Here is a 26,876-nt window from a genome sequence, read left to right on the forward strand (position 1 = left end):
GTTCGAGCGCTCCCGATCAGGAGCGGTAGTCCGCGTTGATGCTCACGTAATCGTGCGACAGGTCGCACGTCCAGACCGTTGCCTGCGCGTCGCCGCGGCCAAGCAGCACGCGAATCGTGATTTCGCTCTGCTTCATCACGCGCTGGCCGTCCTCTTCCTGATAAGCCGGGTTACGGCCGCCGGCCTTCGCGACGAGCACGTCGTCGAGATAGAGATCGATCTTGCCGACGTCGAGATCCGTGACGCCCGCGTAGCCGATCGCCGCGAGAATCCGGCCCAGGTTGGGGTCGGATGCATAGAAGGCCGTCTTCACCAGCGGCGAATGCCCGATCGCATACGCGATCTGGCGGCACTCGGCGACGCTCTTGCCGCCCTCGACCTGCACCGTCATGAATTTCGTCGCGCCTTCGCCGTCGCGCACGATCAGCTGCGACAGCTGCTGGGCGACCTGCGTCACTGCATCGCGCAGCGCCGCATAAGCCGGCGAGTCGGTCGACGTGATCGCGGGCAGCGTGCTCTTGCCCGACGCGATCAGGATGAACGAGTCGTTCGTCGACGTGTCGCCGTCGATCGTGATGCAGTTGAACGAGCGGTCGGCCACTTCCTTCACGAGCGTGTCGAGTACCGGCTGCGCGACATTCGCATCGAACGCGAGGAAGCCGAGCATCGTCGCCATGTTCGGCTTGATCATGCCCGCGCCCTTGCTGATGCCCGTCAGCGTGACCGTATGGCCGTCGATCGTCACCTGGCGCGACGCGGCCTTCGGCAGCGTGTCGGTCGTCATGATCGCCTGCGCGGCGTCGTACCAGTTCGCGGCCTTGCGGTTCGCGAGCGCGGCCGGCAGCCCGGCCTTCAGGCGGTCGATCGGCAGCGGCTCGAGAATCACGCCGGTCGAGAACGGCAGCACCTGTGCGGCGTCGAGGCCCGCGAGACGCGCGAGTTCCGCGCAGGTTTCGCGGGTGTTCGCGAGGCCCGGCTCGCCGGTGCCCGCATTCGCGTTGCCGGTGTTCACGACGAGCGCGCGGATGCCCGCGCCGCCCGCGCGCACCTTCGCGAGATGCTCGCGGCACACGATCACGGGCGCGGCGCAGAAGCGGTTCTCGGTGAATACGCCGGCGACCGTCGCCCCTTCGTCGACGGAGATGACCAGCACGTCCTTGCGATTCGGCTTGCGGATGTTCGCTTCCGCCCAGCCGAGCGTGACGCCGGCGACGGGATGGAGTTGGGCGGGATCGATCGACGGAAAATTGACAGCCATGGGGCACACCTGCCGGATGGAAAATGCCGGCACGCGCCGGCATCGATTGGAAGAACCGGCGGCCGCACGCGCGGGCCGCCGCAACTCACGTCACTGACTCGAAGCTGCGAACGAAGCGGCACGCGGATGCGCGCCGCCGCCGATCATGACAGCTTCCCGTGACATTGCTTGTACTTCTTGCCGCTGCCGCACGGGCACGGGTCGTTGCGGCCGACCTTCGGCATCTCGCCGCCGGGGCCGCTGTGGGTCATCGCACTGCCGACCATGTCGGCCGTCGCCGTGGCCGCGGTGGCGGCCGCGACGTTCGCGACCGGCGCGCCGGATTCCGCGTAGTCGGCGTGCTGAAACTCGACGTTTTCGAGATGACCGCCGCGCTCCTCGATCTGCTCGGCGGCTTCCTCGAGCTGCTCAGGCGACTGGATCTGCACGTTCATCACGATGCGCGTGACTTCCTGCTTGATCGCGTCGAGCATCGCGGCGAACAGCTCGAACGCTTCGCGCTTGTATTCCTGCTTCGGGTTCTTCTGCGCATAGCCGCGCAGGTGGATGCCCTGGCGCAGGTGGTCGAGCGCCGCGAGGTGCTCGCGCCACAGCCGGTCGACCGTCTGCAGCATCACCGAACGCTCGAACGCGCTGAACGATTCGCGGCCGACCAGCGCGACCTTCGCCTCGTACTGCTCGTCGGCGGCGGTCGTCACGGCTTCGAGAATCTCCTCGGCCGTGATCGACGAGGACTCGTTCACCATTTCCTGGATCGCGAGGTCGAGCTGCCAGTCGTTGCGCAGCGCTTCCTCGAGCTCGGGCACGTCCCACTGTTCCTCGATGCTGCCTTCCGGCACGAACTGGCGGACGACTTCGGTGATCACGCCGTGACGCATCGCCGAGATCGTCTCGGTGATGTCGTGCGCTTCGAGCAATTCGTTGCGCTGCTGGTAGATCACCTTGCGCTGGTCGTTCGACACGTCGTCGTATTCGAGCAGCTGCTTGCGGATGTCGAAGTTGCGCGCTTCGACCTTGCGCTGCGCCGATTCGATCGAACGCGTGACGATGCCGGCCTCGATCGCCTCGCCTTCCGGCATCTTCAGGCGATCCATGATCGAGCGCACGCGGTCGCCCGCGAAGATGCGCAGCAGCGGATCGTCGAGCGACAGGTAGAAGCGCGACGAGCCCGGATCGCCCTGGCGGCCCGCACGGCCGCGCAGCTGGTTGTCGATCCGGCGCGATTCATGGCGCTCGGTGCCGATGATGTGCAGGCCGCCCGCGGCCTTCACCTGCTCGTGCAGCGTTTCCCACTCATCGTGCAACTGCTTGATGCGGCGCGCCTTTTCGTCGGCCGGGATCGCTTCGTCGGCTTCGATGAATGCGGCCTGCTTCTCGGCGTTGCCGCCGAGCACGATGTCGGTACCGCGACCGGCCATGTTGGTCGCGATCGTGATGCGCTTCGGACGGCCGGCTTCCGCGACGATCGCCGCTTCACGCTCGTGCTGCTTCGCGTTCAGCACCTCGTGCGGCAGCCCGGCCTGCTTCAGCAGGTGCGACAGCAGTTCCGAGTTCTCGATCGACGTCGTGCCGACCAGCACCGGCTGACCGCGCTCGTAGCACTCGCGAATGTCGCGGATCACCGCGTCGTAGCGCTCCTTGGCCGTCTTGTAGATCTGGTCCTGCTTGTCGATCCGCTTCGGCGGACGGTTGGTCGGGATCACGACCGTCTCGAGGCCGTAGATCTCGTTGAATTCGTACGCTTCGGTGTCCGCCGTGCCCGTCATGCCCGCGAGCTTCGCGTACATCCGGAAGTAGTTCTGGAACGTGATCGAGGCGAGCGTCTGGTTCTCGCTCTGGATCTTCACGTGCTCCTTCGCCTCGACCGCCTGGTGCAGGCCGTCGGACCAGCGACGACCCGCCATCAGGCGGCCCGTGAATTCGTCGACGATCACCACTTCGCCGTTCTGCACGACGTAGTGCTGATCCTTGTGGAACAGCGTGTGGGCGCGCAGCGCCGCGTACACGTGGTGCATCAGCGTGATGTTCTGCGGTGCGTACAGGCTCTCGCCCTCGCCGATCAGGCCCCACTCGGCGAGCAGCCGCTCGGCCTTCTCGTGGCCCGACTCCGTCAGGAACACCTGGCGCGACTTCTCGTCGAGCGTGTAGTCGCCCGGCTTCTCGACGCCCGTGCCATCGGCCTTCTCCTCGCCGATCTGGCGCTCGAGCAGCGGCGGCAGCGCGTTCATCCGCACGTACAGCTCGGTGTGGTCTTCCGCCTGGCCCGAGATGATCAGCGGCGTACGCGCCTCGTCGATCAGGATCGAGTCCACTTCGTCGACGACCGCGAAGTTCAGGGCCCGCTGCACGCGCGCGTCGGTCTCGTAGACCATGTTGTCGCGCAGGTAGTCGAAGCCGAACTCGTTGTTCGTGCCGTAGGTGATGTCCGACGCGTAGGCCTGCTGCTTCTGGTCGTGCTCCATGCCGGACAGGTTGATGCCGACCGACAGACCGAGGAAGTTGTAGAGGCGCGCCATCCATTCGGCGTCGCGCTGCGCGAGGTAGTCGTTGACCGTCACCACGTGCACGCCACGGCCGGCCAGCGCATTCAGGTACACGGGCAGCGTCGCGACGAGCGTCTTGCCTTCGCCGGTGCGCATTTCCGCGATCTTGCCGTAGTGGAGCACCATGCCGCCGATCAGCTGCACGTCGAAATGGCGCATCTTCAGCACGCGGCGGCTCGCCTCCCGGCAGACCGCGAACGCCTCAGGCAGCAGCTTGTCGAGCGACTCGCCGCCCGCGATCCGCTGGCGGAACTCATCCGTCTTGCCGCGCAACTGGTCGTCCGTCAGCTTCTCGATCTGCGTTTCGAGCGCATTGATCGTCGCGACGGTCTTTTGGTATTGCTTGACGAGCCGCTGGTTGCGGCTGCCAAAAATTTTCTGGAGAAAACCGGTTGTCATCGGATCGGATCCTGCGTCGCAGCACCGGCGCCCGGCGCGTGTTGCGCGCCCCGACGCCCGAGCCTCGGCGGCTTAGCGAATTAGTGGAATCAAACGAGGAATTTTAGCACGCGAGGAAGCATGCGCCGGTGTCCCGGCCCGACCCACGCCGCACGCCGAACCCGTGCAGGCAACCGCGCGCACGGCCCGAAAGCCGCCCGTGCGGGAGCCGGCGCGGGTACAATCGGCGTCAACGTCCGCGCCCGTGCGCGCCCGAAGAATGCCTCGATGAACCGATTTTCCAAGCGTTTCGGCCCGCTCCCCGCGTATCGCCCGCAACCCGTGTCCGAAGTGCTCAACCGCACCGACGCGTTCGCGGCGCTGCGCGCCGGCGTCGAACAGGTCGCGTCGCTGCAGCGCGACCTCGCCGCGCTCCTGCCCGACTATCTTGCGAGTCATGTCGAACCGGGCTCCATCAAGGACGGCACCCTGACCCTCTTTGCCGCGCACAATGCGCTCGCGGCCCGCTTGCGGCAAGTCGAGCCGCGCCTGCTCGCCGATCTCCAGAAGCGCGGCTGGCCGGTCTCGGCGCTGCGGGTTCGCGTGCGTCCGAAGGACGCGCCGGAACCGCCGCACGTGAAGCAGGCGCGCATGACGACCGTCGGCGCCGCCGCGTTGCGCGAACTCGCCGATCACCTCGAGCCATCGCCGCTGCAGGCCGCGCTCGCGCGGATGGCCGCACGGCACGGTGCGAAGTCGTCGCGCTGAACGCGCACCGCCGCCGCCCGTGCGGGCCGGCCGCCCAATAAAAAAGCGACCCGAGGGGCGCTTTTTTTATCGCGGGGCGCCGGACGTCGATCAGGCGAAGGCCGTCTGCGCGTCGAACGCGAAGCCCTTCGGCGCAGCCTGCGGATCGTCGAACGTGACGATCTCGTACGCGTCTTCGTGCGCGAGCAGTTCGCGCAGCAGCGCGTTGTTCAGCCCGTGGCCCGACTTGTACGCGGTGTACGACGCCAGCAGCGGATGGCCGACCACGTACAGGTCGCCGATCGCATCGAGCATCTTGTGCTTCACGAACTCGTCGTCGTAACGCAGCCCGTCGTTGTTCAGGATCCGGTACTCGTCGAGCACGATCGCGTTGTCCATGCTGCCGCCGCGCGCGAGACCCAGCTCGCGCATCATTTCGACTTCATGGGCAAAACCGAACGTGCGCGCACGCGCGATCTCGCGCACGTACGACGTATTCGCGAAATCGACCTCGAGCTCCTGGCCGGTCTTGTCGACGGCCGGGTGACGAAAGTCGATCGTGAACTTCAGCTTGAAGCCGAAATACGGATCGAGACGCGCGAACTTGTCGCCGTCGCGGATTTCGACCGGCTTCTTCACCTTGATGAAGCGCTTCGGCGCGTTCTGCTCCTCGATGCCCGCGGACTGGATCAGGAACACGAAGGACGCGGCGCTGCCGTCCATGATCGGGATTTCCTCGGCCGTCACGTCGACATAGAGGTTGTCGATGCCGAGGCCGGCGCACGCCGACATCAGGTGCTCGACGGTCGACACGCGCGCTCCATCCTTCTGCAGCACCGACGCGAGCCGCGTGTCGCCGATCGACATCGCGGATGCCGGGATGTCGACAGGCGTGGGCAGGTCGACGCGCGAGAATACGATCCCCGTGCCCGGCGCGGCCGGGCGGAGCGTCAGTTCGACCTTGCGGCCCGAGTGGAGACCGATGCCCACGGTCTTCACGATCGATTTGATGGTGCGCTGCTTCAGCATGATGTTCTTCGTCTTGATTGAGAATATCAATCAGGAGTTATATTCGATAGGTGAGATTATAGCGTAATTCCCTATTCGACGCTGTTTGAAACTGCGTATCAATCTGTTTCGACTGGTTACCCGCGCCGATACGGGACGGGCCGATGCCCGGAACGGAGGCGTTTCCGGTCATCGGCCCGTGTTACAACTGCCCTGAGGCCGGTGAGCAGCGTTGCCGGCAGGCAACGGCGCACCGCACGATCAGGACTTCAACGTCGCGAGCACGCTCGCCGCATCGCTCACTTCGAACTTGCCCGGCGCTTCGACGGCCAGCGTCTTGACCACACCGTCGTCGACCACCATCGCGTAGCGCAGGGAACGGATTCCCATGCCACGCGCGGACAAATCCTGCGTCAGCCCCAGCGCATGAGTGAAAGCAGCGCTGCCGTCCGCCATCATGCGCACCTTGCCCGCGGTGTGCAGATCACGTCCCCATGCGCCCATCACGAATGCGTCGTTGACGGACACGCACCAGAGCTCGTCGATGCCCGCCGAGCGCAGTTGCTCGGCGTGCTCGACATAGCCCGGCACATGCTGCGCCGAGCAGGTCGGCGTGAAAGCTCCCGGCAATCCGAAGATCACCACCCGCTTTCCCGCAACCTGGTCGCGCACGCTGAAGGCATTCGGCCCCAGCGTGCAGCCTTCGCGCGCGTCGTCGATGAACTCGAACAGTTGCGCGTCGGGCAGCGCGTCGCCCACTTGAATCATGGCTGGTCCCTCATAGCGATACGGTTTTTCAGCGTGTAGCGGACAGCACGGCCCATCCCGCCTCGCTCGAGCGAAGAGGGCACGTTTCCCGGCCCGGCGTCGCATCCGACGCGGCCTGTCGTGGTCCGTGGCATCCGTCACGCCGGCGTTACCGCGGCAAACTTGCCGCGGCTTCGCCTGTGTGCGTCGTCAGTCAGCCTGCTTGCGCAGGAAAGCCGGGATGTCGTACGTGTCGACACCCTTCTCCTGCAGCGCCTGCACGTGCGATGCCGCGGTTTCGCGCGAGTTGCGCCACACCGCCGGCGTATCGAGCGCGCCGTAGTCGGCCGTGCTGACGTGCTGCGGCTGCGCATAGCCGTGCGAGACGTTCACCGGCTGGTTGTCGGTGCCGGTGCGCAGCAGCGTCATCGGAGCCGATTGCTGCTTCTTCGCCGCACGGCCCAGACCCGTCGCCACGACCGTCACGCGCAGCGCATCGCCCATCGCGTCGTCGTACACCGCACCGAAGATCACCGTGGCATCTTCCGCCGCGTAGCTCTTGATCGTGTTCATCACTTCGCGCGTTTCCGACAGACGCAGCGAACGGCTCGACGTGATGTTGACCAGCACGCCGCGCGCGCCCGACAGATCGACGCCTTCGAGCAGCGGGCTCGCCACGGCCTGTTCCGCCGCGAGGCGTGCGCGATCGACGCCGGCGACCGTCGCCGTGCCCATCATCGCCTTGCCCTGCTCGCCCATCACCGTCTTCACGTCTTCGAAGTCGACGTTCACGAGGCCATCGACATTGATGATTTCGGCAATGCCCGCAACCGCGTTGTTCAACACGTCGTCCGCGCACTGGAAGCACTTGTCCATCTCGGCGTCATCGCCCATCACGTCGAACAGCTTGTCGTTCAGGACGACGATCAGCGAGTCGACGTGATCCTCCAGTTGCTGCGAGCCTGCTTCCGCGACGCGCATGCGCTTGCCGCCTTCGAATTCGAACGGCTTGCTGACGACACCCACCGTCAGGATGCCCATCTCCTTCGCGATCTGCGCGACCACCGGCGCCGCGCCCGTGCCCGTGCCGCCACCCATGCCGGCCGTGATGAACACCATGTGCGCGCCACGCAGTGCGTCGGCGATGCGCTCGCGCGCCTCTTCCGCCGCCGCCTTGCCCATTTCCGGCTTCGCGCCGGCGCCGAGGCCCGTGTTGCCGAGCTGGATCACGGACGGTGCGCGCGCACGCGACAGCGCCTGTGCGTCGGTGTTCATCACGATGAAGTCGACGCCCTGCACGCCACGGTTGATCATGTGCTGAACGGCATTGCCGCCAGCGCCGCCAACGCCGACCACCTTGATGATGGTGCCGTTGGTTTCGGTTTCCAGCATTTCGAATTCCATTGTTGCCTCCGTCAAGAAAATAGAACTACTCGGCCGTTATTCGGCAGGAGATCGGGCAACCCCCTGTCGCGCGCCAGCCGCCGGCACCGGCGCGAATTTCGATTCGGTATGTCAAAAGTTGCTCAGGAACCATTCCTTCATCCGCGAGAAGATCTGCCCCGCGTTGCCGGACTGCACGGCGACCTTGCGGCCGCGCATGCGCTGCGCACTGCCTTCGACCAGCAGGCCCATCGCCGTCGAGTAGCGCGGGTTGCGCACCACGTCGGCGAGGCCGCCTGCGTATTCCGGCGCGCCGATGCGCACCGGCTTCAGGAAAATGTCTTCGCCGAGCTCGACCATGCCCGGCATCATCGAAGCCCCGCCGGTAATGACCACGCCGGAGCTCAGCAGTTCTTCGTAACCCGACTCGCGCACGACCTGCTGCACGAGCGAGAACAGTTCCTCGACGCGCGGCTCGATCACGGCGGCAAGCGCCTGGCGCGACAGCGTGCGCGGACCGCGTTCGCCGAGGCCCGGCACTTCGACCATCTCGTCCGGATCGGCGAGCGCCTGCTTCGCGATCCCGTAGCCGACCTTGATGTCTTCCGCGTCCGGCGTCGGCGTGCGCAGCGCCATCGCGATGTCGCTCGTGATCTGGTCGCCGGCGATCGGAATCACCGCGGTGTGGCGAATCGCGCCTTCGGCGAAGATCGCGATGTCGGTCGTGCCGCCGCCGACGTCGACCAGCACCACGCCGAGATCCTTCTCGTCTTCAGTCAGCACGGCCAGCGACGACGCGAGCGGCTGCAGGATCAGGTCGTTCACTTCCAGCCCGCAGCGGCGCACGCACTTGACAATGTTCTGCGCGGCGCTGACCGCACCGGTCACGATGTGCACCTTCACCTCGAGGCGGATCCCGCTCATGCCGATCGGCTCGCGCACGTCTTCCTGGCCGTCGATGATGAATTCCTGCGTGAGGATGTGCAGCACCTGCTGGTCGGTCGGGATGTTGATCGCCTTCGCGGTCTCGATCACGCGCGCGACGTCGGTCTGCGTGACCTCCTTGTCCTTGATCGCGACCATCCCGCTCGAGTTGAAGCTGCGGATGTGGCTGCCGGCGATCCCCGTGAACACGTTGGTGATCTTGCAGTCGGCCATCAGCTCGGCTTCCTCGAGCGCGCGCTGGATCGACTGCACGGTGGCCTCGATGTTGACCACCACGCCCTTCTTCAGACCTTTCGACTCGCTCTGGCCGAGGCCGATCACCTCGTAATGGCCTTCGCCCTTCAGCTCGGCGACGATGGCCACCACCTTCGACGTGCCGATGTCGAGGGAAACCAGCAGATCCTTGTAGTCTTTGCTCATAAAGTGCTCTTGCGTGTGATCTCTCGTTACTTCTTGCGCTTGTCGGTATCGGTCAGGAACCGCATGCCTGCCGCACGAATCGCGAATCCGTTCGGATAACGCAGGTCCGCGTACTCGATGTCGTTGCCCCAACGCTCCGTGACAGCCGGCCACGCGGCGACGAGGCGCTGGCTCCGGTCATGCAGCGACTCGCTGTTGCGTTCCTTGCCCAGCTCGACCTGCATGCCGTTCGACAGCTTCACCGTCCACGCGTAGCGCGCCGACAGCGTCACTTCTTCCGGCGCCGCCTTCAGCGGCGCAAACCAGTTCGCGAAGTCGTGATACCGCGTGACGACTTCCTTCGCACTGCCCTCCGGGCCGTCGAACGCGGGCAATTCCTGATCCAGTTCGCCCTGGTTCGCGGTGAACAGCTCGCCGTCGACGCTCACGAGCTGCGCACTGCCCCAGGTCCCGAGCGGTTTGTACTCCTCGAGCGTGACAGCCAGCGCATTCGGCCACACCCGGCGCACGCTCGCGTGGCGCACCCACGGCATCTGCTCGAACGCGGCCCGCGCCGCGTCGAGATCGACCGTGAAGAAATTGCCCTTCAGCCGGCCGACCACGCCCGCACGCACCGTCGGCGAGTTGATGTGCTCGGTGTCGCCATCGATCCGGATTTCGCGCAGCGCGAACGTCGGACGCTGGATCAGCCAGTAGCAGCCGGCCGCCGCCAACACGAGCAGCAACAGCGCGTACAGCGCGCTGGCGGCAAGGTTGAGTTGGCGAACGTTGTTCCACATACGTCGTTCCGTTCCTGCGTCAGTCGTTGAGCGTAAGCGACAGCACCTTCACGACCAGCTCCGAATAGCTGATGCCGATCGAGCGCGCGGCCTTCGGCGGCAGCGAGTGGTCGGTCATCCCGGGGGCCGTGTTCACTTCCAGGAAATACGCGTTGCCGGCGGCGTCGAGCATGAAGTCCGCCCGGCCCCAGTCGGTGCAGCCGAGCACGTCGAACGCGCGGCGCGCGATGCGCTTCAGTTCCGCTTCCTGTTCGGCGGGCAGCCCGCACGGAATCAGGTACTGCGTGTCGTCGGCGACATACTTCGCGTGGTAGTCGTAGAACTCGCCGGCCGGCACGATCTTGATCAGCGGCAGGTCGAGATCGCCGGCGATGCACGCGGTGTATTCGCCGCCGCCTTCGATGCTCTTCTCGACGATCACGATCTTGTCGTGCGTCGCCGCTTCCGACAGTGCGGCGGGCAACGCGTCGGCCGTCTTCACCTTCAGCACCGCGACGCTCGAGCCTTCGCTCGCCGGCTTCACGAACAGCGGCAGGCCGAGCTTCGCGACGATGTCCGTCGCGCGCGCCGCGTAGTCGTCGCCCCGCATCACCATCTCGAACGGCGGCGTCGGCACGCCCGTCTGCTGCCACACGAGCTTCGTGCGGAACTTGTCGAGGCCGAGCGCCGAGCCGAGCACGCCGCTGCCCGTGTAGCGGATCCCGTAGAAATCGAGTGCGCCCTGGATCTGGCCGTTCTCGCCGTAACCGCCGTGCAGCGCGTTGAACGCGCGCACGAAGCCTTCGTCCTTCAGCGCCGACAGCGGCCGCTCGGCCGGGTCGAACGGATGCGCGTCGACGCCCGCGTCGCGCAGGCCCTGGAGCACGAGGCGGCCCGAGGTGAGCGACACCTCGCGCTCGGCGGATTCGCCGCCGAACAACACCGCCACCTTGCCGAAACGTTTCGGATCGATCCCGCTCATGTCATGCCTTCTGTTGAGTGTGTTGCACGAGCTTCGCCGGCACGCCGCCGATCGAACCCGCGCCCATCGTGATCACCACGTCGCCGTTCTGCGCGACCGTCGCCAATGCATCCGGCACGTCGTCGACCGTCGCGACGAACACCGGGTCAACCTTCCCCACCGCGCGCAGCGCACGCGACAGCGCGTCGCCGTTGGCCGTCGCGATCGCCGCTTCGCCCGCGGCATAAACTTCCGTCAGCACCAGCGCGTCGACCGTCGACAGCACGTTGACGAAATCGTCGAAGCAGTCGCGCGTGCGCGTGTAGCGGTGCGGCTGGAACGCCAGCACGAGGCGGCGGCCCGGGAATGCGCCGCGCGCGGCCGCGATCGTCGCGGCCATCTCGACCGGGTGGTGGCCGTAATCGTCGATCAGCGTGTACTGGCCGCCGTCCGCGCTCGGCACCTCGCCGTAGCGCTGGAAGCGCCGGCCGACGCCGTTGAATTCCGCGAGCGCCAGCTGGATCGCGTCGTCCGCCACGCCGAGATCGGTCGCGATCGCGATCGCCGCGAGCGCGTTCTGCACGTTGTGCAGGCCCGGCAGGTTCAGCACCACCGCGAGCGGCGCACGGCCTTCGCGGATCACCGTGAAGTGCATGCGGCCGTCGCGCGCGTCGATGTCTTCCGCGCGCACCTGCGCGTCCGGCGACAGCCCGTAGCGCACGACCGGCTTCGAGATGAACGGGATGATCTGCCGCACGTTCGGATCGTCGACGCACACCACCGCGCTGCCGTAGAACGGCAGGCGCTGCGTGAACTCGATGAACGCCTGCTTGAGCCGCGCGAAATCGTGGCCGTAAGTGTCCATGTGATCGGCGTCGATGTTCGTGATGACTTCGATCACCGGATACAGGTTCAGGAACGACGCGTCCGACTCGTCGGCCTCGGCGACGATGAAGTCGCCCGTGCCGAGCCGCGCGTTCGCGCCGGCGCTGATCAGCCGGCCGCCGATCACGAAGGTCGGGTCCAGCCCGCCTGCCGCGAGCACGCTCGCGACGAGGCTCGTCGTCGTGGTCTTGCCGTGCGTGCCGGCGATCGCGATGCCCTGCTTCAGGCGCATCAGTTCCGCGAGCATCACCGCGCGCTGCACGATCGGCACGCGCTGGCTACGCGCGGCCAGCACCTCGGGGTTGTCCGAGCGCACGGCCGTCGATACGACGACCGCGTTCGCGCCCTCGATGTTCGCCGCGTCGTGGCCGATCGCGATCCGCGCGCCGAGCGCCTCGAGACGGTCGGTCACCGCGTTGCGCGACAGGTCGGAGCCGCTGACCTCGTAGCCGAGGTTGACGAGCACTTCGGCGATGCCGCTCATGCCCGCGCCGCCGATCCCGACGAAATGAATGTGTTTGACGATGTGTTTCATTGCAGTTTTTCCAGGTTCGCGCCGGCCACCTTCGCGCAGACACGCGCGACTTCGTCGGTGGCCTCGGGCTTCGCCAGCGAGCGCGAACGCTCTGCCATGTCCGCGAGCGACGCCCGCGACTGGCCGCGCAGCCAGTCGGCGAGCAGTTCCGCCGACAGGTCGCGTTGTTGCACCAGCACGGCCGCGCCCGCATCGGCGAGGAACGCGGCGTTGGTCGTCTGGTGGTCGTCGACCGCGTACGGGAACGGCACGAACAGCGCCGCCACGCCCACCGCCGCGATCTCCGACACCGTCATCGCGCCGGAACGGCAGACCACCAGATCCGCCGCCGCGTACGCGCTCGCCATGTCGTCGATGAACGGCACGAGCCGCACGTCTTCGCCGGCCGCGAAACCGGCCGCTTCGTAATTCGCCTTCAGCGCGTCGATGTGCTTTGCGCCGGCCTGGTGCACGACGCGCGGGCGCTCGTCCGGCGTCAGCAGCGCCAGCGCGCGCGGCACGACTTCGTTCAGCGCGGCCGCACCGAGGCTGCCGCCGACGACCAGCACGTTCAGCGGGCCGCTGCGCGACGCATAGCGTGCTTTGGGCGGTTCCGTGTGCGCAAGTTCCGCACGAATCGGGTTGCCCGTCCATTCCGCGTGCGGCAGCGCGCCGGGAAACGCGACGAGCACGCGTCTGGCCAGTTTCGCGAGCACCTTGTTGGTCAGGCCCGCGATCGAATTCTGTTCGTGCAGCACGAGCGGACGACCCGACAGCGCGGCCATCACGCCCGCCGGGAACGTGATGTAGCCGCCCATCCCGAGCACGACGTCGGGCCGCACGCGGTGCAGTGCGCCGAGGCTCTGCCAGCATGCGCGCAGCAGGTTGAACGGCAGCGTCAGCTTGGTCTTCAGGCCCTTGCCGCGCAGTCCGCCGAAGCGCACGTATTCCATCGGAATGCCGTGCTTCGGCACGAGCGTCGCTTCCATCCCGGCCGGATTGCCGAGCCACACGACGCGCCAGCCCGCCGCTTCCATCCGGTGCGCGACCGCGAGCCCCGGGAACACGTGGCCCCCGGTGCCGCCTGCCATCACCATCAGCGTGCGTCGCGACGCGGTCATACCTTCCCTCCCCGCATCAGCAAGAATGAACGAACGTTTTGGCTACGGCCGCTACGCTTAACTTCGCACGCTTCGCGCACGAAGTTAGCCTTCGCCGAAATCGCGTACTGACGCAGGGAGGTCATACCTTCCCTCCCCGCATCAGTACGCGATTTTCATAATCGACCCGCAGCAGCACCGCGAGCGCGACACAGTTCAGCAGGATGCCCGAGCCGCCATAGCTCACGAGCGGCAGCGTCAGGCCCTTGGTCGGCAGCAGGCCGAGGTTCACGCCCATGTTGATGAACGTCTGCGCGCCGAACCAGATACCGATGCCCTTCGCCGTCAGGCCCGCGAACGTGCGATCGAGCGCGAGCGCCTGGCGGCCGATCTCGAACGCGCGGCGCACGATCCAGTAGAACAGCAGGATCACGACCATCACGCCGACAAAGCCGAGTTCCTCGCCGATCACCGCGAGGATGAAGTCGGTATGCGCTTCGGGCAGGTAGTTCAGCTTCTCGACGCTGCCGCCGAGGCCGACGCCGAACCACTCGCCGCGGCCGAACGCGATCAGCGAATGCGTGAGCTGGTACGCCTTGCCCTGCGCATACCGTTCGTCCCACGGATCGAGATACGCGAAGATCCGCTCGCGGCGCCACGGCGACAGCCATACGAGCATCGTGAAGGTGCCGACCGCCGTCGCGACCAGGCCGCCGAACAGCTTGCCGTTCACGCCGCCGAGGAACAGCACGCCCATCGCGATCGCGGCGACCACCATGAACGCGCCCATGTCCGGCTCGAGCAGCAGCAGCGCGCCGACGAGACCGACCGCGAACGCCATCGGCAGGAAGCCTTTCGCGAAGCTCTGCATGTACTCCTGCTTGCGCACCGTGTAGTTCGCCGCGTAGATCGTCACCGCGAGCTTCATGATTTCCGACGGCTGCATGTTCGTGATGCCGAGCGGAATCCAGCGGCGCGCGCCGTTCACGCCCTTGCCGACGTGCGGGATCAGCACGATCACGAGGCCGACCAGCGCGATCAGGAAGAGATGCGGCGCGTATTTGTCCCAGGTCGACACCGGCACGCGGAACGCGATCACCGCCGCGATGAACGCGACGACGAGCGACACGCAGTGGCGCATCAGGAACGCGTAATCGTGATACGACGCGTATTTCGGCGAATCGGGCATCGCGATCGACGCCGAATACACCATCACGACGCCGAGCCCGAGCAGCGCGATCGCGACCCACAGCAGCGAGTAGTCGAAGTCGAGCATCCGCGAGCGGCTCGGCCGCACGCCGTTGACGACGCTCGCGAGGCCGCCGGTCGCAGCGCGCGTGGCGGACGCGACGCGGCCGCCGGCGGCATTGCCGCCGGTGTCGCGCCGGTCGTTGAAACGGGAGACGAGGCGATCGGACCAGCTCATGGCGTCGCTCCTTTGTCGATGGCGACTTCATCCACCGCCGCGCGGAACACCTCCGCGCGATGGGCGTAGTTCCTGAACATGTCGAGGCTCGCGCACGCGGGCGACAGCAGCACCGCATCGCCCGGCTCGGCGAGCTCGGCGGCGGCACGCACCGCGCCTTCGAGCGTCGCGTGGTCCGCGAGCGGCACGCCGGTTTCGGCGAGCGTGTCGCGAATCGCCGGCGCGTCGCGGCCGATCAGCATCACCGCACGACACCAGCGCGCGACCGGCGCGACCAGCGGCGCGAAATCCTGCCCCTTGCCGTCGCCGCCGGCGATCAGCACGATCTTCTGCGCGAGCCCGTCGAGCGCGGCCACCGTCGCGCCGACGTTCGTTCCCTTGCTGTCGTCGACGTAGTCCACGTCGTCGATCGTCGCGATCACTTCGACGCGATGCGCCTCGCCGCGGTATTCGCGCAGCGCGTGCAGCAGCGGCGCTGCGGCCAAGTCGATCGCACGCGCGAGCGCGAACGCGGCCAGCGCGTTCGCCGCGTTGTGCAGCCCGCGGATGCGCAGCGCGTCGACCGGCATCAGGCGCTTCTGCGCGATGTCGGGCGTATGCGCGCCGTCGCGCTTGCGCCGGCGGGTCGTCGTCGTTTCGTCCGGCGCGTCGCGGTCGACCGCTTCGACCAGCCACGCGATACCGTTATCGCGCGACAGCCCGTAGTCGCCGTCCTGCACCGGTTCGTTCAGCCCGAACGTGACCGTGCGCGCCGCATCGGCCGCGCCGGCGGCCGGCGCGAACTTCATCACGGCCGCGTCGTCGCGGTTGAGCACGCGCGTCGTCGTCGCGCCGAAGATCCGGCCCTTCGCGGCCGCATACGCGTCGAAGCTGCCGTGCCAGTCGAGGTGATCCTGCGTGATGTTGAGAATCGCGGCCGCGTCGGGCGCGAACGTGCGCGCCGTCTCGAGCTGGAAGCTCGACAGTTCGAGCACCCACACGTCGGGCAGCGCCGTCTCGTCGATCGCGCCCGCGAGCCGGTCGAGCATCGCCGGGCTGATGTTGCCGGCGACGGCGACCTTCTTGCCCGAACGCCGGCACAGCAGGCCCGTCAGGCTCGTCGTCGTGGTCTTGCCGTTGGTGCCGGTGATCGCGAGCACCTTCGGCTGGTAGCCGCTCGTGCCGAGCGCGCGCAGCGCCTGCGCGAAGAATTCCAGTTCGCCCCATACCGCGATCGCGCGCTCGTTCGCGGCCGCGATCAGCGATGCCAGCGCCGGTTCGAGCGGCGACAGGCCGGGGCTCAGCCCGACGATCTCGACGCCGCCGTCGAGCAGCGCGGGCGTGAACGGCCCGCCGACGAACTCCGCATCGATGCCTTCGGCCTGCAGCGCGGCAAGGTTCGGCGGCGCCTCGCGGGTATCGGCAATACGCAGCCGGCACCCGTGCCTCGCGCACCACCGCGCGATCGCGAGACCCGATTCACCGAGCCCCAGTACGAGCACCATCGGCCGCTGCCGATCTCCAAACATCTCGCCAGACATCCTTGTTACCTTTCCTTTACCGCAGCTTGAGGGTGGACAGACCGAACAGGCACAGCATCAGCGTGATGATCCAGAAACGCACCACCACCTGCGTTTCCTTCCAGCCGGACAATTCGAAATGGTGATGCAGCGGCGCCATCTTCAGCAGGCGCCGCCCTTCGCCGTAACGCTTCTTCGTGTACTTGAACCACGACACCTGCAGCATCACCGACAGCGTTTCCGCGACGAAGATGCCGCCCATGATGAACAGCACGATTTCCTGGCGCACGATCACCGCGACCGTGCCGAGCGCGCCGCCGAGCGCCAGCGCGCCGACGTCGCCCATGAACACCTGCGCGGGGTGCGTGTTGTACCAGAGGAACGCGAGCCCTGCCCCGCCCATCGCGGAACAGAAGATCAGCAGTTCACCGGCGCCCGGGATGTGCGGGAACAGCAGGTATTTCGAATAGACCGAGCTGCCCATCACGTACGCGAACACGCCGAGCGACCCGCCGACCAGCACGACCGGCATGATCACGAGCCCGTCGAGGCCGTCGGTCAGGTTCACCGCGTTGCTCGCGCCGACGATCACGAAATACGTCAGCACGATGAAGCCCCACACGCCCAGCGGATAGCTGATCGACTTCAGGAACGGCAGCATCAGGTCGGCCCGCGCCGGCAGCCCCATCGACAGGCCGCTCCTCACCCACGCCATGAACAGGTCGAACACGCGCACGTTGTTCGCCTCGGACACGCTGAATGCGAGGTAGACCGCCGCGAACAGCCCGATCACCGACTGCCAGAAATACTTTTCGCGCGACGACATCCCGCGCGGGTCCTTGTAGACGACCTTGCGGTAGTCGTCGACCCAGCCGATCACGCCGAAGCCGAACGTGACGAGCATGACGATCCAGATGAAACGGTTCGTCAGGTCGCCCCACAGCAGCGTCGCGACCGCGATGCCGATCAGGATCAGCACGCCGCCCATCGTCGGCGTGCCGGACTTGACGAGATGGCTTTGCGGGCCGTCCTTGCGCACGGCCTGCCCGACCTTCATTTGCGTCAGCTTGCGGATCACCCACGGTCCGCACACGAGCCCGATACCGAGCGCGGTGATGGTAGCCATCACCGCACGGAACGTCAGGTACGTGAACAAGCGCAAAAAGCTTGCGTCTCCCTGCAGCCATTGCGCCAGCGCCAGCAGCATGCTTCCTTCCTTCTACTCAGTGTGCGGCGGGCACCGTGCCCGCCGCGGGTTGGTTCGTCAGCGCGTCGACCACGCGCTCCATCTTCATGTACCGCGAGCCCTTCACGAGCACCGTCGCCCGCGCGCCATAGCCCGCCGCGAGCAGCGCCGTCACCAGCGCGCCGACGTCGCCGAAGTGGCGGGCCGTCTCGCCGTACGCCGTGCACGCATCGCGCGACGCATCGCCGAGCGCGAACAGCGCATCGATGCCGCGCTCGCGCGCATACGCACCGATCTCCCGGTGAAACGCCGGGCCTTCGTCGCCGACTTCACCCATGTCGCCGATCACCAGCACGCGCGGCGCCGGATGGGCAGCAAGCACGTCGATCGCCGCACGCATCGAATCGGGGTTCGCGTTGTACGTATCGTCGACGACCGTCGCGCCCGCGAGGCTGCCGGCGATCGCCTGCTTCACCTGGAGCCGGCCCTTGACCGGTTCGAACGACTCGAGGCCCTGCTTGATCGCCGAGAGTTCGACACCCGCGCCCAGCGCCGCGGCCGTCGCGGCCAGCGCGTTGCGCGCGTTGTGCTCGCCGAGCGCACGCAACCGCACCGTGACGGCGCCCGCCGGCGTGTCGATCGCGAGTTCGCCGCCGTGAAGGCGACCGACGACCTGCGCATCGTTCTGCCGTTCGGCGTCGTGCAGTGCGAAATCGAGGATCCGGTTGCCGGTCGCCGCGACGCGCCAGATGCCCGCGTACGCATCGTCGGCCGGGAACACCGCGACGCCGTCCGGCGGCAGCGCATGGATCACGGCCGCGTGTTCGAGCGCGACGGCTTCGACCGTCGCCATGAATTCCTGGTGTTCGCGCTGCGCGTTGTTGACGAGCGCGACCGTGGGCGCGGTGAGGCGCGCCAGAACTTCGGTCTCGCTCGGGTGGTTCATGCCGATCTCGATCACCGCGAGGCGATGCGCGGTCGACAGGCGCAGCAACGTCAGCGGCAGCCCGACGTCGTTGTTCAGGTTGCCGGCCGTCGCGAGCCGCGCGTCGGTACCGACCGCCGCGGCGAAGATCGACGCGATCATTTCCTTGACGGTCGTCTTGCCGTTGCTGCCCGTCACCGCGACGAGCGGCAGCGCGAATCGTTTGCGCCAGCCGTGCGCGAGCGCGCCGAGCGCGGCACGCGTTTCGCCGCCTTCGATCGCCGGCATCGCGAGGCCCGCCGGCACGTGTGCGACGAGCGCCGCCGACGCGCCGCGCACGGCCACGTCGCCGAGGAAGTCGTGCGCGTCGAAGCGCTCGCCCTTCAGCGCGACGAACAGGTCGCCGGGGCCGACCGTGCGGCTGTCCGTCGACACGCGCTCGAACGTGGTGTCCGGATCGCCGTGGACGGTGGCGCCGGGAATCAGGCGGGCGGCTTCGCCCAGAGTGAGCATCGTCATTCGCCGCCTCCCTTGCCGTGCGTCGCGCGTGCCGCGAGTGCGAGCCGCGCGTGATCCTGATCGGAGAACGTGCGCTTCTTGCCCATGATTTCCTGCGTTGCCTCGTGCCCCTTGCCGGCCAGCACGACGACATCCTCGCGGGCGGCGCCGCGCACGGCCTGCAGGATCGCGCTCGCGCGATCCTCGATGCGGCGTGCGCGATCGGGCGCGGTCATGCCCGCGATGACCTGGTCGATGATGCGCTGCGGATCCTCGCTGCGCGGGTTGTCGCTCGTGACGACGACTTCGTCGGCGAGCCGCTCGGCGATCGCGCCCATCAGCGGACGCTTGGTCGCATCGCGATCGCCGCCGCAGCCGAACATGCAGACGAGCCGGCCGCCGCGCGCCGCCGCGATCGGGCGCAACGCGTCGAGCGTCTTCTCGAGCGCGTCGGGCGTATGTGCATAGTCGATCACGACCAACGGTTCGTCGTTCGCCAGCCGGCCGCCGAGGCGCTGCATGCGACCGTTGACGGACTCGAGCCGCGCAATCTCCGCGACCGCCGCGTCGAACGGCAGGTCGGCCGCGAGCAGCGAGCCGAGCACCGCGAGCAGGTTGCTGACGTTGAACGTGCCGAGCGTGCCGACCTCGATGTCCGCGTCGCCCCACGACGAGCACAGGCGGAATGCCGTGCCGGTGGCGGTCGCGCGCACGTCGAGCGCGACCAGTTCGCGATCGGCGTCGGCCGCGTGCACGTCGCCGATTCCGTAGGCGATCGTGCGCACGCGGCCGGCCAGCTTCTCGAGCAGGCGGCGGCCGGCTGCGTCGTCGCGATTGACGACCGCCGCGCGCAGGCCGCGCCATGCGAACAGTTTCGACTTCGCGGCTTCGTACGCATCGAACGTGCCGTGATAGTCGAGGTGATCCTGCGTGAGGTTCGTGAACACGGCGATGTCGAATGCCGTGCCGTTCACGCGGCCCTGGTGCAGCGCGTGCGACGACACTTCCATCGCGACGGCCTTTGCGCCCGCGTCGTGCAGTTGCGCGAGGCTGCGCTGCAGCTGCGGCGCGTCCGGCGTCGTGAAGCCGGTCGGCACCAGCTGCCCCGGCATGCCGCTGCCGAGCGTGCCGATCAGCGCGCACGGCTGGTGCAGCGCCGTCAGCGCGGCCGCGATCCAGTGCGTGCACGACGTCTTGCCGTTGGTGCCGGTCACGCCGATGGCGAGCAGGCTGTCGCTCGGGTCGCCGTACCAGCCGCTGGCGATCTCGCCGGCCAGCTGGTCGAGCGCCGGCACCGCGAGTGCGACGGGTGCGGCCGGCGCGGCTGCGAGGCCTTCCGGCTGATACAGCACGGCGGCCGCACCGCGGGAGACGGCCTCGGCAATGAAGGCGCGATTGTCTGCCCCGTCGACCGCATAGCCGAGAAACACGTCGCCTGCCTGCAGGCTGCGCGTGTCGGCATGCAGTTGCGCCGCGGGGGCCACATGCTGGCGCAGCCACGCAAGCGCGGCCGCGATCTGCTGATGCGCCGGATGGGAACTGCGAGCGGCGCTCATCGAACAACTCCTGGTGAATTACGTGTCGTGCTGGATACGATCATATGCTTCGCACCGCCGCCGGCGGCGAGCTTTTGCGGGCCCGTCTTGGCGGGCGCGCCCGGCGTGTCGTCGGACACGACCAGTTGCTTGATCGGCATGTTCGGCGGCACGTTCAGCGCACGCATCGTATCGCCCGCGATCGCCGAGAATACGGGGCCCGACACCTGGCCGCCGAAGTGGCTGCCGGCGGTCGGCTCGTCGACCGACACCGCGATCACGACGCGCGGATTCGGCATCGGTGCCATCCCGACGAACGACGCGCGGTACTTGCGCGTGTAGCCGTGACCTTCATGCTTGTACGCGGTACCGCTCTTGCCGCCGACCCGATAACCCGGCACGGCCGCATCCGGCGACGTGCCGCCCGGCGCGACCACCGTCTCGAGCATCGCGCGCACTTCGCGCGCGGTGGTCGGGTTGAACACCTGCGTGCCCACGATCGGCTGATTGGGGTCGGTCTTGAAAATGGTCACGGGCATCAGCTCGCCGTCGTGCGCGATCGCCGTGTAGGCGCGCGCGAGCTGGAACAGCGACACCGACAGGCCGTAGCCGTACGACATCGTCGCCTGCTCGATGCGCCGCCAGTTCTTCCACGGACGCAGGCGGCCGGCCACCGCGCCCGGGAACCCGACCTTCGGCGCCTGACCGAGGCCGATGCTCGTATACATATTCCACATTTCCTCGGGCCGCATCGTCATCGCGATCTTCGTCGCGCCGATGTTGCTCGACTTCTGGATCACCCCGCCGACCGTCAGCGTGCCGAAACCCGCGTCGTCGGTGATCGGCGCGCCGTCGAGCACGAAATGCCCGTTGCCCGTTTCGACGAGCGTGTTCGGCGTCACGCGGTGCAGGTCGAGCGCGAGCGACACCGTAAACGGCTTCATGATCGAGCCCGGCTCGAACACGTCGGTCATGATCCGGTTGCGCAACTGCTCGCCCGTCATGCGCGAACGGTCGTTCGGGTTGTACGTCGGATAGTTGACGAGCGCGAGCACCTCGCCGGTACGCACGTCGACCACCATCGCCGCGCCGGCCTTCGCCTTGAACTTCTCGACGGCGGCCTTCAGGTTCGCATACGCGATGTACTGGATCTTGCTGTCGATCGACAGGTCGACGTCCGTCCCGTTGTGCGGCGGAATCTGCTCGGCGACGTCCTCGACGATGTGCCCCATCCGGTCCTTGATCACGCGGCGCACGCCGGACGTGCCGGACAGCATCTTCTGGTCACCGAGCTCGACGCCTTCCTGCCCTTCATCCTCGACGTTCGTGAAGCCGATCAGGTGAGCGGTGATCTCGCCTTCCGGATAGAAGCGCTTGTATTCGTTGCGCTGATAGACGCCGGGGATGTCGAGCGCGGCGACCTTGTCCGCGATGTCGATCGGCACCTGGCGCTTCACGTAGACGAAACCCTTGTCTTCCGACAGCTTCACGCGCAGTTCCTTCGGCGTCATGCCGAGGAGCTTGCCGAGCTGATTGACCTTGTCCGCGCCGAGATCGTCCGGCACCGCATCCGGAATCGCCCAGATCGCGCGCACGGGCAGGCTCGTCGCGAGCACGAGCCCGTTACGGTCGAGGATCTTGCCGCGCGTGGCCGGCAGCTCGATCGTGCGCTGGTAGCGGCTTTCGCCCTGCTTCTGATAGAACGCGTTGCCGGGCCCCTGGATCCAGAACGCCCGCGCGGCCAGCGCGACGAACGCCATGAACAGCAGGAACACGACGAATTTCGAGCGCCACATCGGCAGGTGCACGCCGAGCACGGGGCTCGACGAGAACTTCACGTCCTGGCGCTTTTGTGACGGCTTCATCGCGCGCCTCCCCCGCCCTTGGCGGCCGTCTCGGCCGAAGCCGGAATCGGTGCGTCGATCGCCTTCACGGCGCCCGGTGGCAGCGTCAGGTATTGGGTGCGGCCCGTCGTGATCGCCTGCATCTTCAGCGAATCGTTCGCGAGTTGCTCGATACGCGACGTCTTCGACAGCGCGCTCTGCTGATATTGAAGCTGCGCGTAGTCCTGCTGGAGCTGACGCTCCTGCGACTGCGCGCGCTGCAGCTGGATGAAGATCTGGCGCTGCTGGTTCGTCGAGTTGACGACCGACAGCGCGCAGCCCATCACGATGATCAGCAGGAAGATATTGAAGCGGCTCATGGCGTGACGCGCTCCGCGATGCGCATCACGGCCGACCGGGCGCGCGGATTCGCGGCAACTTCCGCTTCGCTCGGAAACTGACGGCTGATGATCTTGAGCGGCGGGCTCGGGAGGTCGACGGCACGGATCGGCAGGCGACGATCGACCGCAGGCGCGCTCGCGTGCGCCTGCATGAATCGCTTGACGATCCGGTCCTCGAGTGAATGAAAGCTGATGACCACCAGCCGCCCCCCTTGCTCCAGCAACGACAATGCCGCGTCTAGTACGACTTGCAGGTCCGCAAGCTCTTGATTGACGTGAATCCGTATAGCCTGAAAGGTGCGGGTTGCCGGATCCTTGCCCTTCTCACGGGTTTTGACGACGTTACCCACGATTTGGGCAAGCTCGCCCGTGGTGTCGAGAGGCCCAAGACGGTCGGACTCTGCCCGGCGAGCAACAAGCGCCTTTGCAATCTGAAAAGCAAACCGTTCTTCCCCATAATCCCGTATCACCTCCGTCAATTCCTGCACCGAAGCCCGCGCGAGCCACTCGGCCGCCGACTCGCCGCGCGTCGGATCCATTCGCATGTCCAGCGGGCCATCCGCGCGAAAGCTGAAGCCGCGCGCCGGATCGTCCACCTGCGGCGAGGACACGCCCAGGTCCAGCAACACACCCGACACCTTCTCGACGCCGCGCGCCGCAAGCGCGTCGCGCATCGATGCAAAGCTGTCATGCACGATCGAGAAGCGCGCATCCTCGATGCGCTGCGCCGTCTCGATCGCCCTCGGATCCTTGTCGAACGCGATCAGCCGGCCGGCCGCCGCCAGCCGCGCGAGCACCGCGCGGCTGTGACCGCCGCGCCCGAACGTACCGTCGACATAAATGCCGTCCGGCCGCGTCACGAGCGAATCGACCGCTTCGTCCAGAAGCACGGTCCGATGCTGCAATTCGTTTCCCATCGCGGGCGTCTCCGTCACCGCAATCAGAACGTGAAATTCTTCAGCGCGTCGGGCATGCCCTGCGCCATCGCTGCCTGCTCCTTCGCGATGTAGGTCTGCGAATCCCACAGCTCGAAGTGACTACCCATTCCCAACAACATGACTTCCTTTTCCAGTCCGGCCGCCATCCGCAGCTCGGGCGATACGAGAATCCGGCCCGCGCTGTCGAGATCGACATCCATTGCATTGCCGAGAAAGATCCGCCGCCACCAATGTGCATCCATCGGCAGCGCGGCGATCTTGGCGCGGAATACCTCCCATTCGGGGCGCGGAAACAGCAACAGGCAGCCGTCCGGGTGCTTGGTCACAGTCACCCGTCCTTCTGCCTGTCCTTGCAGCGCTTCGCGATAGCGAGCCGGCACCGACATCCGCCCTTTCGCATCGAGCGTCAGCGCCGACGCCCCTTGGAACACTTTCCGCTCTCCCGTTCAGGGCACCGAAGCACCCGCTCAACGCTCAAGAATTTAGCCCGAATAGCCCGCCAAATCACACAAAAATACACTTTCTCACACTGTCTCCCACTTTAGAGGAAGGGTTTGGCACGGTCAAGGGAGCGGCCCGGTTTTTTGACGAATTTTGTTAGTTAGAACAAGGACTTACGCGCACATGCTCATGCGGCCCCTCATACCAAAAACCGTTATAAATGAATGAGCTAGTGCAACTTGTGAAGGTGATACGTGAGAAAGGCGGGCCAGACTGGCGTGCGGACGGGGCTTTCGGGGGCGGGAAAACGCGGAAAAAACGGGCGGTATCGATGGGTGACGGAGGTGGGCGGCGTCATGCGCCGCCCACCTCCGAATGTCACAGATAGTATGCAGTCCGCGTCATGACTTTCGACGCGGCGCGCATCAGCATCCGCGCGGGCAGCGGCAGTTCGATCCCGCCGGCATCGGTCGCGGCCTTGCCGTGCTTCACCTCGTCGAGCCGCATCTGCTCGACGATCGCGCGCGACGCCGTGTCGGTCGGCGGCAGCTCGGACAGGTGCCCGTCGAGGTGGCTCTCGACCTGACGCTCCGTCTCCGCCATGAAGCCGAGGCTGACCTTGTCGCCCAGCGTGCCGGCGACGACGCCGATCGCGAGCGCGCCGGCGTACCACAGCGGGTTGAGCAGGCTCGGACGCGAATCGAGCTCCTTCAGCCGATGCGCGGTCCACGCGAGATGATCCTCCTCCTCGCGCGCGGCTTCCTCGAACATCGCCTTCGACGACGACGAGCGCGCGGTCAGCTTCTGCGCCTGATAAAGCGCCTGCGCACAAACCTCGCCGACGTGGTTCACGCGCATCAGCCCGGCGGCATGCGTGCGCTCCGCGGGCGTCAGTTCGCCGGCCGGCGGCTCCGCCGGCGCGGGCACCGGGCGGCTCATCCGGCTAATGCCGGTCAGCGATCGCAGGCCGCGATCGAATTCGCTGATCAGTTCGTCCAACACCATCCTGTTCTCCTGGCTGCGTGCGCTGCCGCGAGCGGCAACGGCACGTGCTCCGCTACGTAACCGACTTGATTATTCAGCGGAAATTGCGGTTAACCCGTGATTTTAACCATTGTTGCATAAAGGAAACATGGCAACCTTGAGCCACGGCATTTCGCTTTGTCGGAAAAATCGGCTTTGCTACATTACGTGCGACTTCTTGCGAAGTTGATGGGGCCCGTCAACACACCATAACTATCCGCCCCGCCAAAAAAATTCAGTGATTCTTGGAGATCCGTTAATGAAAAAGTCGCTTCTCGCGCTCGTCGCGCTGGGCGCGTTTGCTGGCGCTGCACATGCGCAAAGCAGCGTGACGCTTTACGGCATCATCGATGAAGGCTTCATCTTCAACAACAACGCCAAGGGCGGCCACCTGTACGGCCTGGCAAGCGGCGTGATGCAAGGCAGCCGCTTCGGCCTGCGCGGCACCGAAGATCTGGGCAGCGGCCTGAAGGCGATCTTCGTGCTCGAGAACGGTTTTGACGTCAACTCCGGCAAGCTCGGCCAGGGCGGCCTGATGTTCGGCCGCCAGGCTTACGTCGGCCTGTCGAGCCAGTACGGTACGGTCACGCTGGGTCGCCAGTACGACTCCGTCGTCGACTTCGTCGGCCCGCTCGAGGCAGGCGACCAGTGGGGCGGCTACATCGCCGCTCACCCGGGCGACCTCGACAACTTCAACAACGCTTACCGTGTGAACAACGCGGTCAAGTACACGAGCCCGACCTACGGCGGCTTCTCGTTCGGCGGCCTGTACAGCTTCGGCGGTCAAGCCGGCCAGTTCTCGAAGAACCAGGTCTGGTCGCTCGGCGCCGGTTACAACAACGGCCCGCTGGTGTTGGGTGTCGGCTACTTGAACGCACGTACGCCGGCGAACTTCGGCGGCATGTTCAATACGGGCGCGTCGGCTGCGGCGACGGCCGTGTCGTCGCCGGTCTACGGCGCGTATGCGAACAGCGCGAACACGTACCAGGTCATCGGTGCGGGCGGCGCATACACGTTCGGCGCAGCGACGATCGGCGCGACGTACTCGAACACGAAGTTCAAGGGCTTCTCGGTCGGTCCGTTCGTGAACCAGACCGCGACCTTCAACAACGGCGAAATCAACTTCAAGTATCAGCTGACCCCGGCATTGATCGTCGGCGCGGCGTACGACTACACGCAAGGCAGCAAGATCGACGGCAACTCGGCAGCCAAGTACCACCAGGGCTCGCTGGGCGTCGACTACTTCCTGTCGAAGCGCACGGACGTCTACGTGATCGGCGTGTACCAGCATGCATCGGGCAACACGCTCGACTCGGCAGGCAACGTCGTTCAGGCACATGCTTCGATCAACGGTCTCGATCCGTCGACGACCAGCAACCAAGTCGCAGCGCGTGTCGGTATCCGTCACAAGTTCTAATCAGCTTGCCTGACAAGCCGCAGCATCTTGAAGGCGCCTTCGGGCGCCTTTTCTTTTGGGGCTGCGAAGCGGTGTGCGGTGTGCGGTGTGCGGTGTGCGGTGTGCGGTGTGCGGTGT

Annotated in this window: 22 protein-coding genes; 2 read left to right on the plus strand and 20 right to left on the minus strand. The window is 66.6% G+C overall.

What is annotated here, in order from left to right; all coding sequences use genetic code 11:
• Positions 1-16 precede the first annotated feature (16 nt).
• Positions 17-1,258, minus strand: a complete 1,242-nt coding sequence (argJ, locus tag U4Z31_RS22190; RefSeq protein ID WP_321796699.1) for a bifunctional glutamate N-acetyltransferase/amino-acid acetyltransferase ArgJ — start codon at positions 1,256-1,258, stop codon at positions 17-19.
• A gap of 143 nt (positions 1,259-1,401) precedes the next feature.
• Positions 1,402-4,200 (minus strand): preprotein translocase subunit SecA, encoded by a 2,799-nt coding sequence (secA, locus tag U4Z31_RS22195; protein WP_124488223.1) that lies wholly within the window; start codon positions 4,198-4,200, stop codon positions 1,402-1,404.
• A gap of 267 nt (positions 4,201-4,467) precedes the next feature.
• On the opposite strand from secA, the gene U4Z31_RS22200 reads away from it, so the two are divergent.
• Complete coding sequence (locus U4Z31_RS22200) at positions 4,468-4,947, plus strand: DUF721 domain-containing protein (RefSeq protein ID WP_044844228.1); 480 nt, start codon at positions 4,468-4,470, stop codon at positions 4,945-4,947.
• 90 nt (positions 4,948-5,037) lie between these two features.
• On the opposite strand, the gene lpxC is transcribed toward U4Z31_RS22200, so the two are convergent.
• From lpxC to coq7, 18 genes are all read right to left on the minus strand, one after another.
• Positions 5,038-5,955, minus strand: a complete 918-nt coding sequence (gene lpxC, locus U4Z31_RS22205; RefSeq protein WP_044844229.1) for a UDP-3-O-acyl-N-acetylglucosamine deacetylase — start codon at positions 5,953-5,955, stop codon at positions 5,038-5,040.
• Positions 5,956-6,195: 240 nt separating this feature from the next.
• On the minus strand, positions 6,196-6,702 hold the full coding sequence (locus U4Z31_RS22210; RefSeq protein WP_044844230.1) for a peroxiredoxin: 507 nt from the start codon (positions 6,700-6,702) through the stop codon (positions 6,196-6,198).
• A 189-nt stretch (positions 6,703-6,891) separates the two neighbouring features.
• Positions 6,892-8,085, minus strand: coding sequence for a cell division protein FtsZ (ftsZ, locus tag U4Z31_RS22215; RefSeq protein ID WP_044844231.1), 1,194 nt, complete (start codon positions 8,083-8,085; stop codon positions 6,892-6,894).
• Between the two features lie 111 nt (positions 8,086-8,196).
• Complete coding sequence (gene ftsA, locus U4Z31_RS22220; protein ID WP_044844232.1) at positions 8,197-9,429, minus strand: cell division protein FtsA; 1,233 nt, start codon at positions 9,427-9,429, stop codon at positions 8,197-8,199.
• Between the two features lie 26 nt (positions 9,430-9,455).
• Complete coding sequence (locus U4Z31_RS22225) at positions 9,456-10,208, minus strand: cell division protein FtsQ/DivIB (RefSeq protein WP_124520021.1); 753 nt, start codon at positions 10,206-10,208, stop codon at positions 9,456-9,458.
• Between the two features lie 19 nt (positions 10,209-10,227).
• A complete protein-coding gene (locus U4Z31_RS22230; RefSeq protein ID WP_321811387.1) occupies positions 10,228-11,169 on the minus strand; it encodes a D-alanine--D-alanine ligase in 942 nt (313 codons plus the stop codon).
• A gap of 1 nt (position 11,170) precedes the next feature.
• Positions 11,171-12,568, minus strand: a complete 1,398-nt coding sequence (murC, locus tag U4Z31_RS22235; protein WP_321811388.1) for a UDP-N-acetylmuramate--L-alanine ligase — start codon at positions 12,566-12,568, stop codon at positions 11,171-11,173.
• Positions 12,565-13,668 carry an undecaprenyldiphospho-muramoylpentapeptide beta-N-acetylglucosaminyltransferase gene (murG, locus tag U4Z31_RS22240; protein ID WP_321811389.1) on the minus strand — a complete coding sequence of 368 codons (1,104 nt, stop codon included), beginning with the start codon at positions 13,666-13,668 and terminating at the stop codon, positions 12,565-12,567. Before murG ends, murC begins: the two co-directional genes overlap by 4 nt.
• Before the next feature lie 121 nt (positions 13,669-13,789).
• The gene (gene ftsW / locus U4Z31_RS22245; protein WP_044844236.1) at positions 13,790-15,073 is read right to left on the minus strand and encodes a putative lipid II flippase FtsW; all 1,284 of its coding nucleotides are present in this window, start codon (positions 15,071-15,073) and stop codon (positions 13,790-13,792) included.
• Positions 15,070-16,581 (minus strand): UDP-N-acetylmuramoyl-L-alanine--D-glutamate ligase, encoded by a 1,512-nt coding sequence (gene murD / locus U4Z31_RS22250; protein ID WP_257768765.1) that lies wholly within the window; start codon positions 16,579-16,581, stop codon positions 15,070-15,072. Before murD ends, ftsW begins: the two co-directional genes overlap by 4 nt.
• A 28-nt stretch (positions 16,582-16,609) precedes the next feature.
• Positions 16,610-17,779 (minus strand): phospho-N-acetylmuramoyl-pentapeptide-transferase, encoded by a 1,170-nt coding sequence (gene mraY / locus U4Z31_RS22255; protein ID WP_006752439.1) that lies wholly within the window; start codon positions 17,777-17,779, stop codon positions 16,610-16,612.
• Between the two features lie 16 nt (positions 17,780-17,795).
• The gene (locus U4Z31_RS22260; protein ID WP_321811390.1) at positions 17,796-19,202 is read right to left on the minus strand and encodes a UDP-N-acetylmuramoyl-tripeptide--D-alanyl-D-alanine ligase; all 1,407 of its coding nucleotides are present in this window, start codon (positions 19,200-19,202) and stop codon (positions 17,796-17,798) included.
• Positions 19,199-20,737 carry a UDP-N-acetylmuramoyl-L-alanyl-D-glutamate--2,6-diaminopimelate ligase gene (locus U4Z31_RS22265; RefSeq protein WP_321811391.1) on the minus strand — a complete coding sequence of 513 codons (1,539 nt, stop codon included), beginning with the start codon at positions 20,735-20,737 and terminating at the stop codon, positions 19,199-19,201. The genes U4Z31_RS22260 and U4Z31_RS22265 overlap by 4 nt, the downstream gene beginning before the upstream one ends.
• Positions 20,734-22,581: a penicillin-binding protein 2 gene (locus tag U4Z31_RS22270; protein ID WP_321811392.1), complete on the minus strand. Its 1,848-nt coding sequence runs from the start codon at positions 22,579-22,581 to the stop codon at positions 20,734-20,736. Before U4Z31_RS22270 ends, U4Z31_RS22265 begins: the two co-directional genes overlap by 4 nt.
• Complete coding sequence (gene ftsL / locus U4Z31_RS22275; protein ID WP_044844241.1) at positions 22,578-22,919, minus strand: cell division protein FtsL; 342 nt, start codon at positions 22,917-22,919, stop codon at positions 22,578-22,580. The genes U4Z31_RS22270 and ftsL overlap by 4 nt, the downstream gene beginning before the upstream one ends.
• A complete protein-coding gene (rsmH, locus tag U4Z31_RS22280; RefSeq protein ID WP_044844251.1) occupies positions 22,916-23,857 on the minus strand; it encodes a 16S rRNA (cytosine(1402)-N(4))-methyltransferase RsmH in 942 nt (313 codons plus the stop codon). Before rsmH ends, ftsL begins: the two co-directional genes overlap by 4 nt.
• Positions 23,858-23,880: 23 nt before the next feature.
• On the minus strand, positions 23,881-24,309 hold the full coding sequence (gene mraZ / locus U4Z31_RS22285; protein ID WP_006400450.1) for a division/cell wall cluster transcriptional repressor MraZ: 429 nt from the start codon (positions 24,307-24,309) through the stop codon (positions 23,881-23,883).
• Positions 24,310-24,697: 388 nt separating this feature from the next.
• Positions 24,698-25,324 (minus strand): 2-polyprenyl-3-methyl-6-methoxy-1,4-benzoquinone monooxygenase, encoded by a 627-nt coding sequence (gene coq7 / locus U4Z31_RS22290; protein WP_044844242.1) that lies wholly within the window; start codon positions 25,322-25,324, stop codon positions 24,698-24,700.
• A 277-nt stretch (positions 25,325-25,601) separates the two neighbouring features.
• Here coq7 and U4Z31_RS22295 point away from each other — a divergent pair, with 277 nt between their 5' ends.
• Positions 25,602-26,759: a porin gene (locus tag U4Z31_RS22295; RefSeq protein ID WP_044844243.1), complete on the plus strand. Its 1,158-nt coding sequence runs from the start codon at positions 25,602-25,604 to the stop codon at positions 26,757-26,759.
• The last annotated feature ends 117 nt before the right edge of the window (positions 26,760-26,876 follow it).

Source organism: Burkholderia sp. BCC1985 (assembly GCF_905339915.1).
GTDB lineage: Bacteria > Pseudomonadota > Gammaproteobacteria > Burkholderiales > Burkholderiaceae > Burkholderia.

What these genes read in the sequence shown, in the direction of transcription:
- mraY (WP_006752439.1), bottom strand. Translation starts at nt 17,779, where the DNA reads ATGCTGCTGGCGCTGGCGCAATGGCTGCAGGGAGACGCAAGCTTTTTG.
- murC (WP_321811388.1), bottom strand. Translation starts at nt 12,568, where the DNA reads ATGAAACACATCGTCAAACACATTCATTTCGTCGGGATCGGCGGCGCG.
- rsmH (WP_044844251.1), bottom strand. Translation starts at nt 23,857, where the DNA reads ATGGGAAACGAATTGCAGCATCGGACCGTGCTTCTGGACGAAGCGGTC.
- ftsW (WP_044844236.1), bottom strand. Translation starts at nt 15,073, where the DNA reads ATGAGCTGGTCCGATCGCCTCGTCTCCCGTTTCAACGACCGGCGCGAC.
- secA (WP_124488223.1), bottom strand. Translation starts at nt 4,200, where the DNA reads ATGACAACCGGTTTTCTCCAGAAAATTTTTGGCAGCCGCAACCAGCGG.
- ftsL (WP_044844241.1), bottom strand. Translation starts at nt 22,919, where the DNA reads ATGAGCCGCTTCAATATCTTCCTGCTGATCATCGTGATGGGCTGCGCG.
- U4Z31_RS22210 (WP_044844230.1), bottom strand. Translation starts at nt 6,702, where the DNA reads ATGATTCAAGTGGGCGACGCGCTGCCCGACGCGCAACTGTTCGAGTTC.
- U4Z31_RS22200 (WP_044844228.1), top strand. Translation starts at nt 4,468, where the DNA reads ATGAACCGATTTTCCAAGCGTTTCGGCCCGCTCCCCGCGTATCGCCCG.
- U4Z31_RS22265 (WP_321811391.1), bottom strand. Translation starts at nt 20,737, where the DNA reads ATGAGCGCCGCTCGCAGTTCCCATCCGGCGCATCAGCAGATCGCGGCC.
- murG (WP_321811389.1), bottom strand. Translation starts at nt 13,668, where the DNA reads ATGACCGCGTCGCGACGCACGCTGATGGTGATGGCAGGCGGCACCGGG.
- U4Z31_RS22260 (WP_321811390.1), bottom strand. Translation starts at nt 19,202, where the DNA reads ATGACGATGCTCACTCTGGGCGAAGCCGCCCGCCTGATTCCCGGCGCC.
- U4Z31_RS22270 (WP_321811392.1), bottom strand. Translation starts at nt 22,581, where the DNA reads ATGAAGCCGTCACAAAAGCGCCAGGACGTGAAGTTCTCGTCGAGCCCC.
- U4Z31_RS22225 (WP_124520021.1), bottom strand. Translation starts at nt 10,208, where the DNA reads ATGTGGAACAACGTTCGCCAACTCAACCTTGCCGCCAGCGCGCTGTAC.
- coq7 (WP_044844242.1), bottom strand. Translation starts at nt 25,324, where the DNA reads ATGGTGTTGGACGAACTGATCAGCGAATTCGATCGCGGCCTGCGATCG.
- lpxC (WP_044844229.1), bottom strand. Translation starts at nt 5,955, where the DNA reads ATGCTGAAGCAGCGCACCATCAAATCGATCGTGAAGACCGTGGGCATC.
- murD (WP_257768765.1), bottom strand. Translation starts at nt 16,581, where the DNA reads ATGTTTGGAGATCGGCAGCGGCCGATGGTGCTCGTACTGGGGCTCGGT.
- argJ (WP_321796699.1), bottom strand. Translation starts at nt 1,258, where the DNA reads ATGGCTGTCAATTTTCCGTCGATCGATCCCGCCCAACTCCATCCCGTC.
- ftsZ (WP_044844231.1), bottom strand. Translation starts at nt 8,085, where the DNA reads ATGGAATTCGAAATGCTGGAAACCGAAACCAACGGCACCATCATCAAG.
- U4Z31_RS22230 (WP_321811387.1), bottom strand. Translation starts at nt 11,169, where the DNA reads ATGAGCGGGATCGATCCGAAACGTTTCGGCAAGGTGGCGGTGTTGTTC.
- U4Z31_RS22295 (WP_044844243.1), top strand. Translation starts at nt 25,602, where the DNA reads ATGAAAAAGTCGCTTCTCGCGCTCGTCGCGCTGGGCGCGTTTGCTGGC.
- ftsA (WP_044844232.1), bottom strand. Translation starts at nt 9,429, where the DNA reads ATGAGCAAAGACTACAAGGATCTGCTGGTTTCCCTCGACATCGGCACG.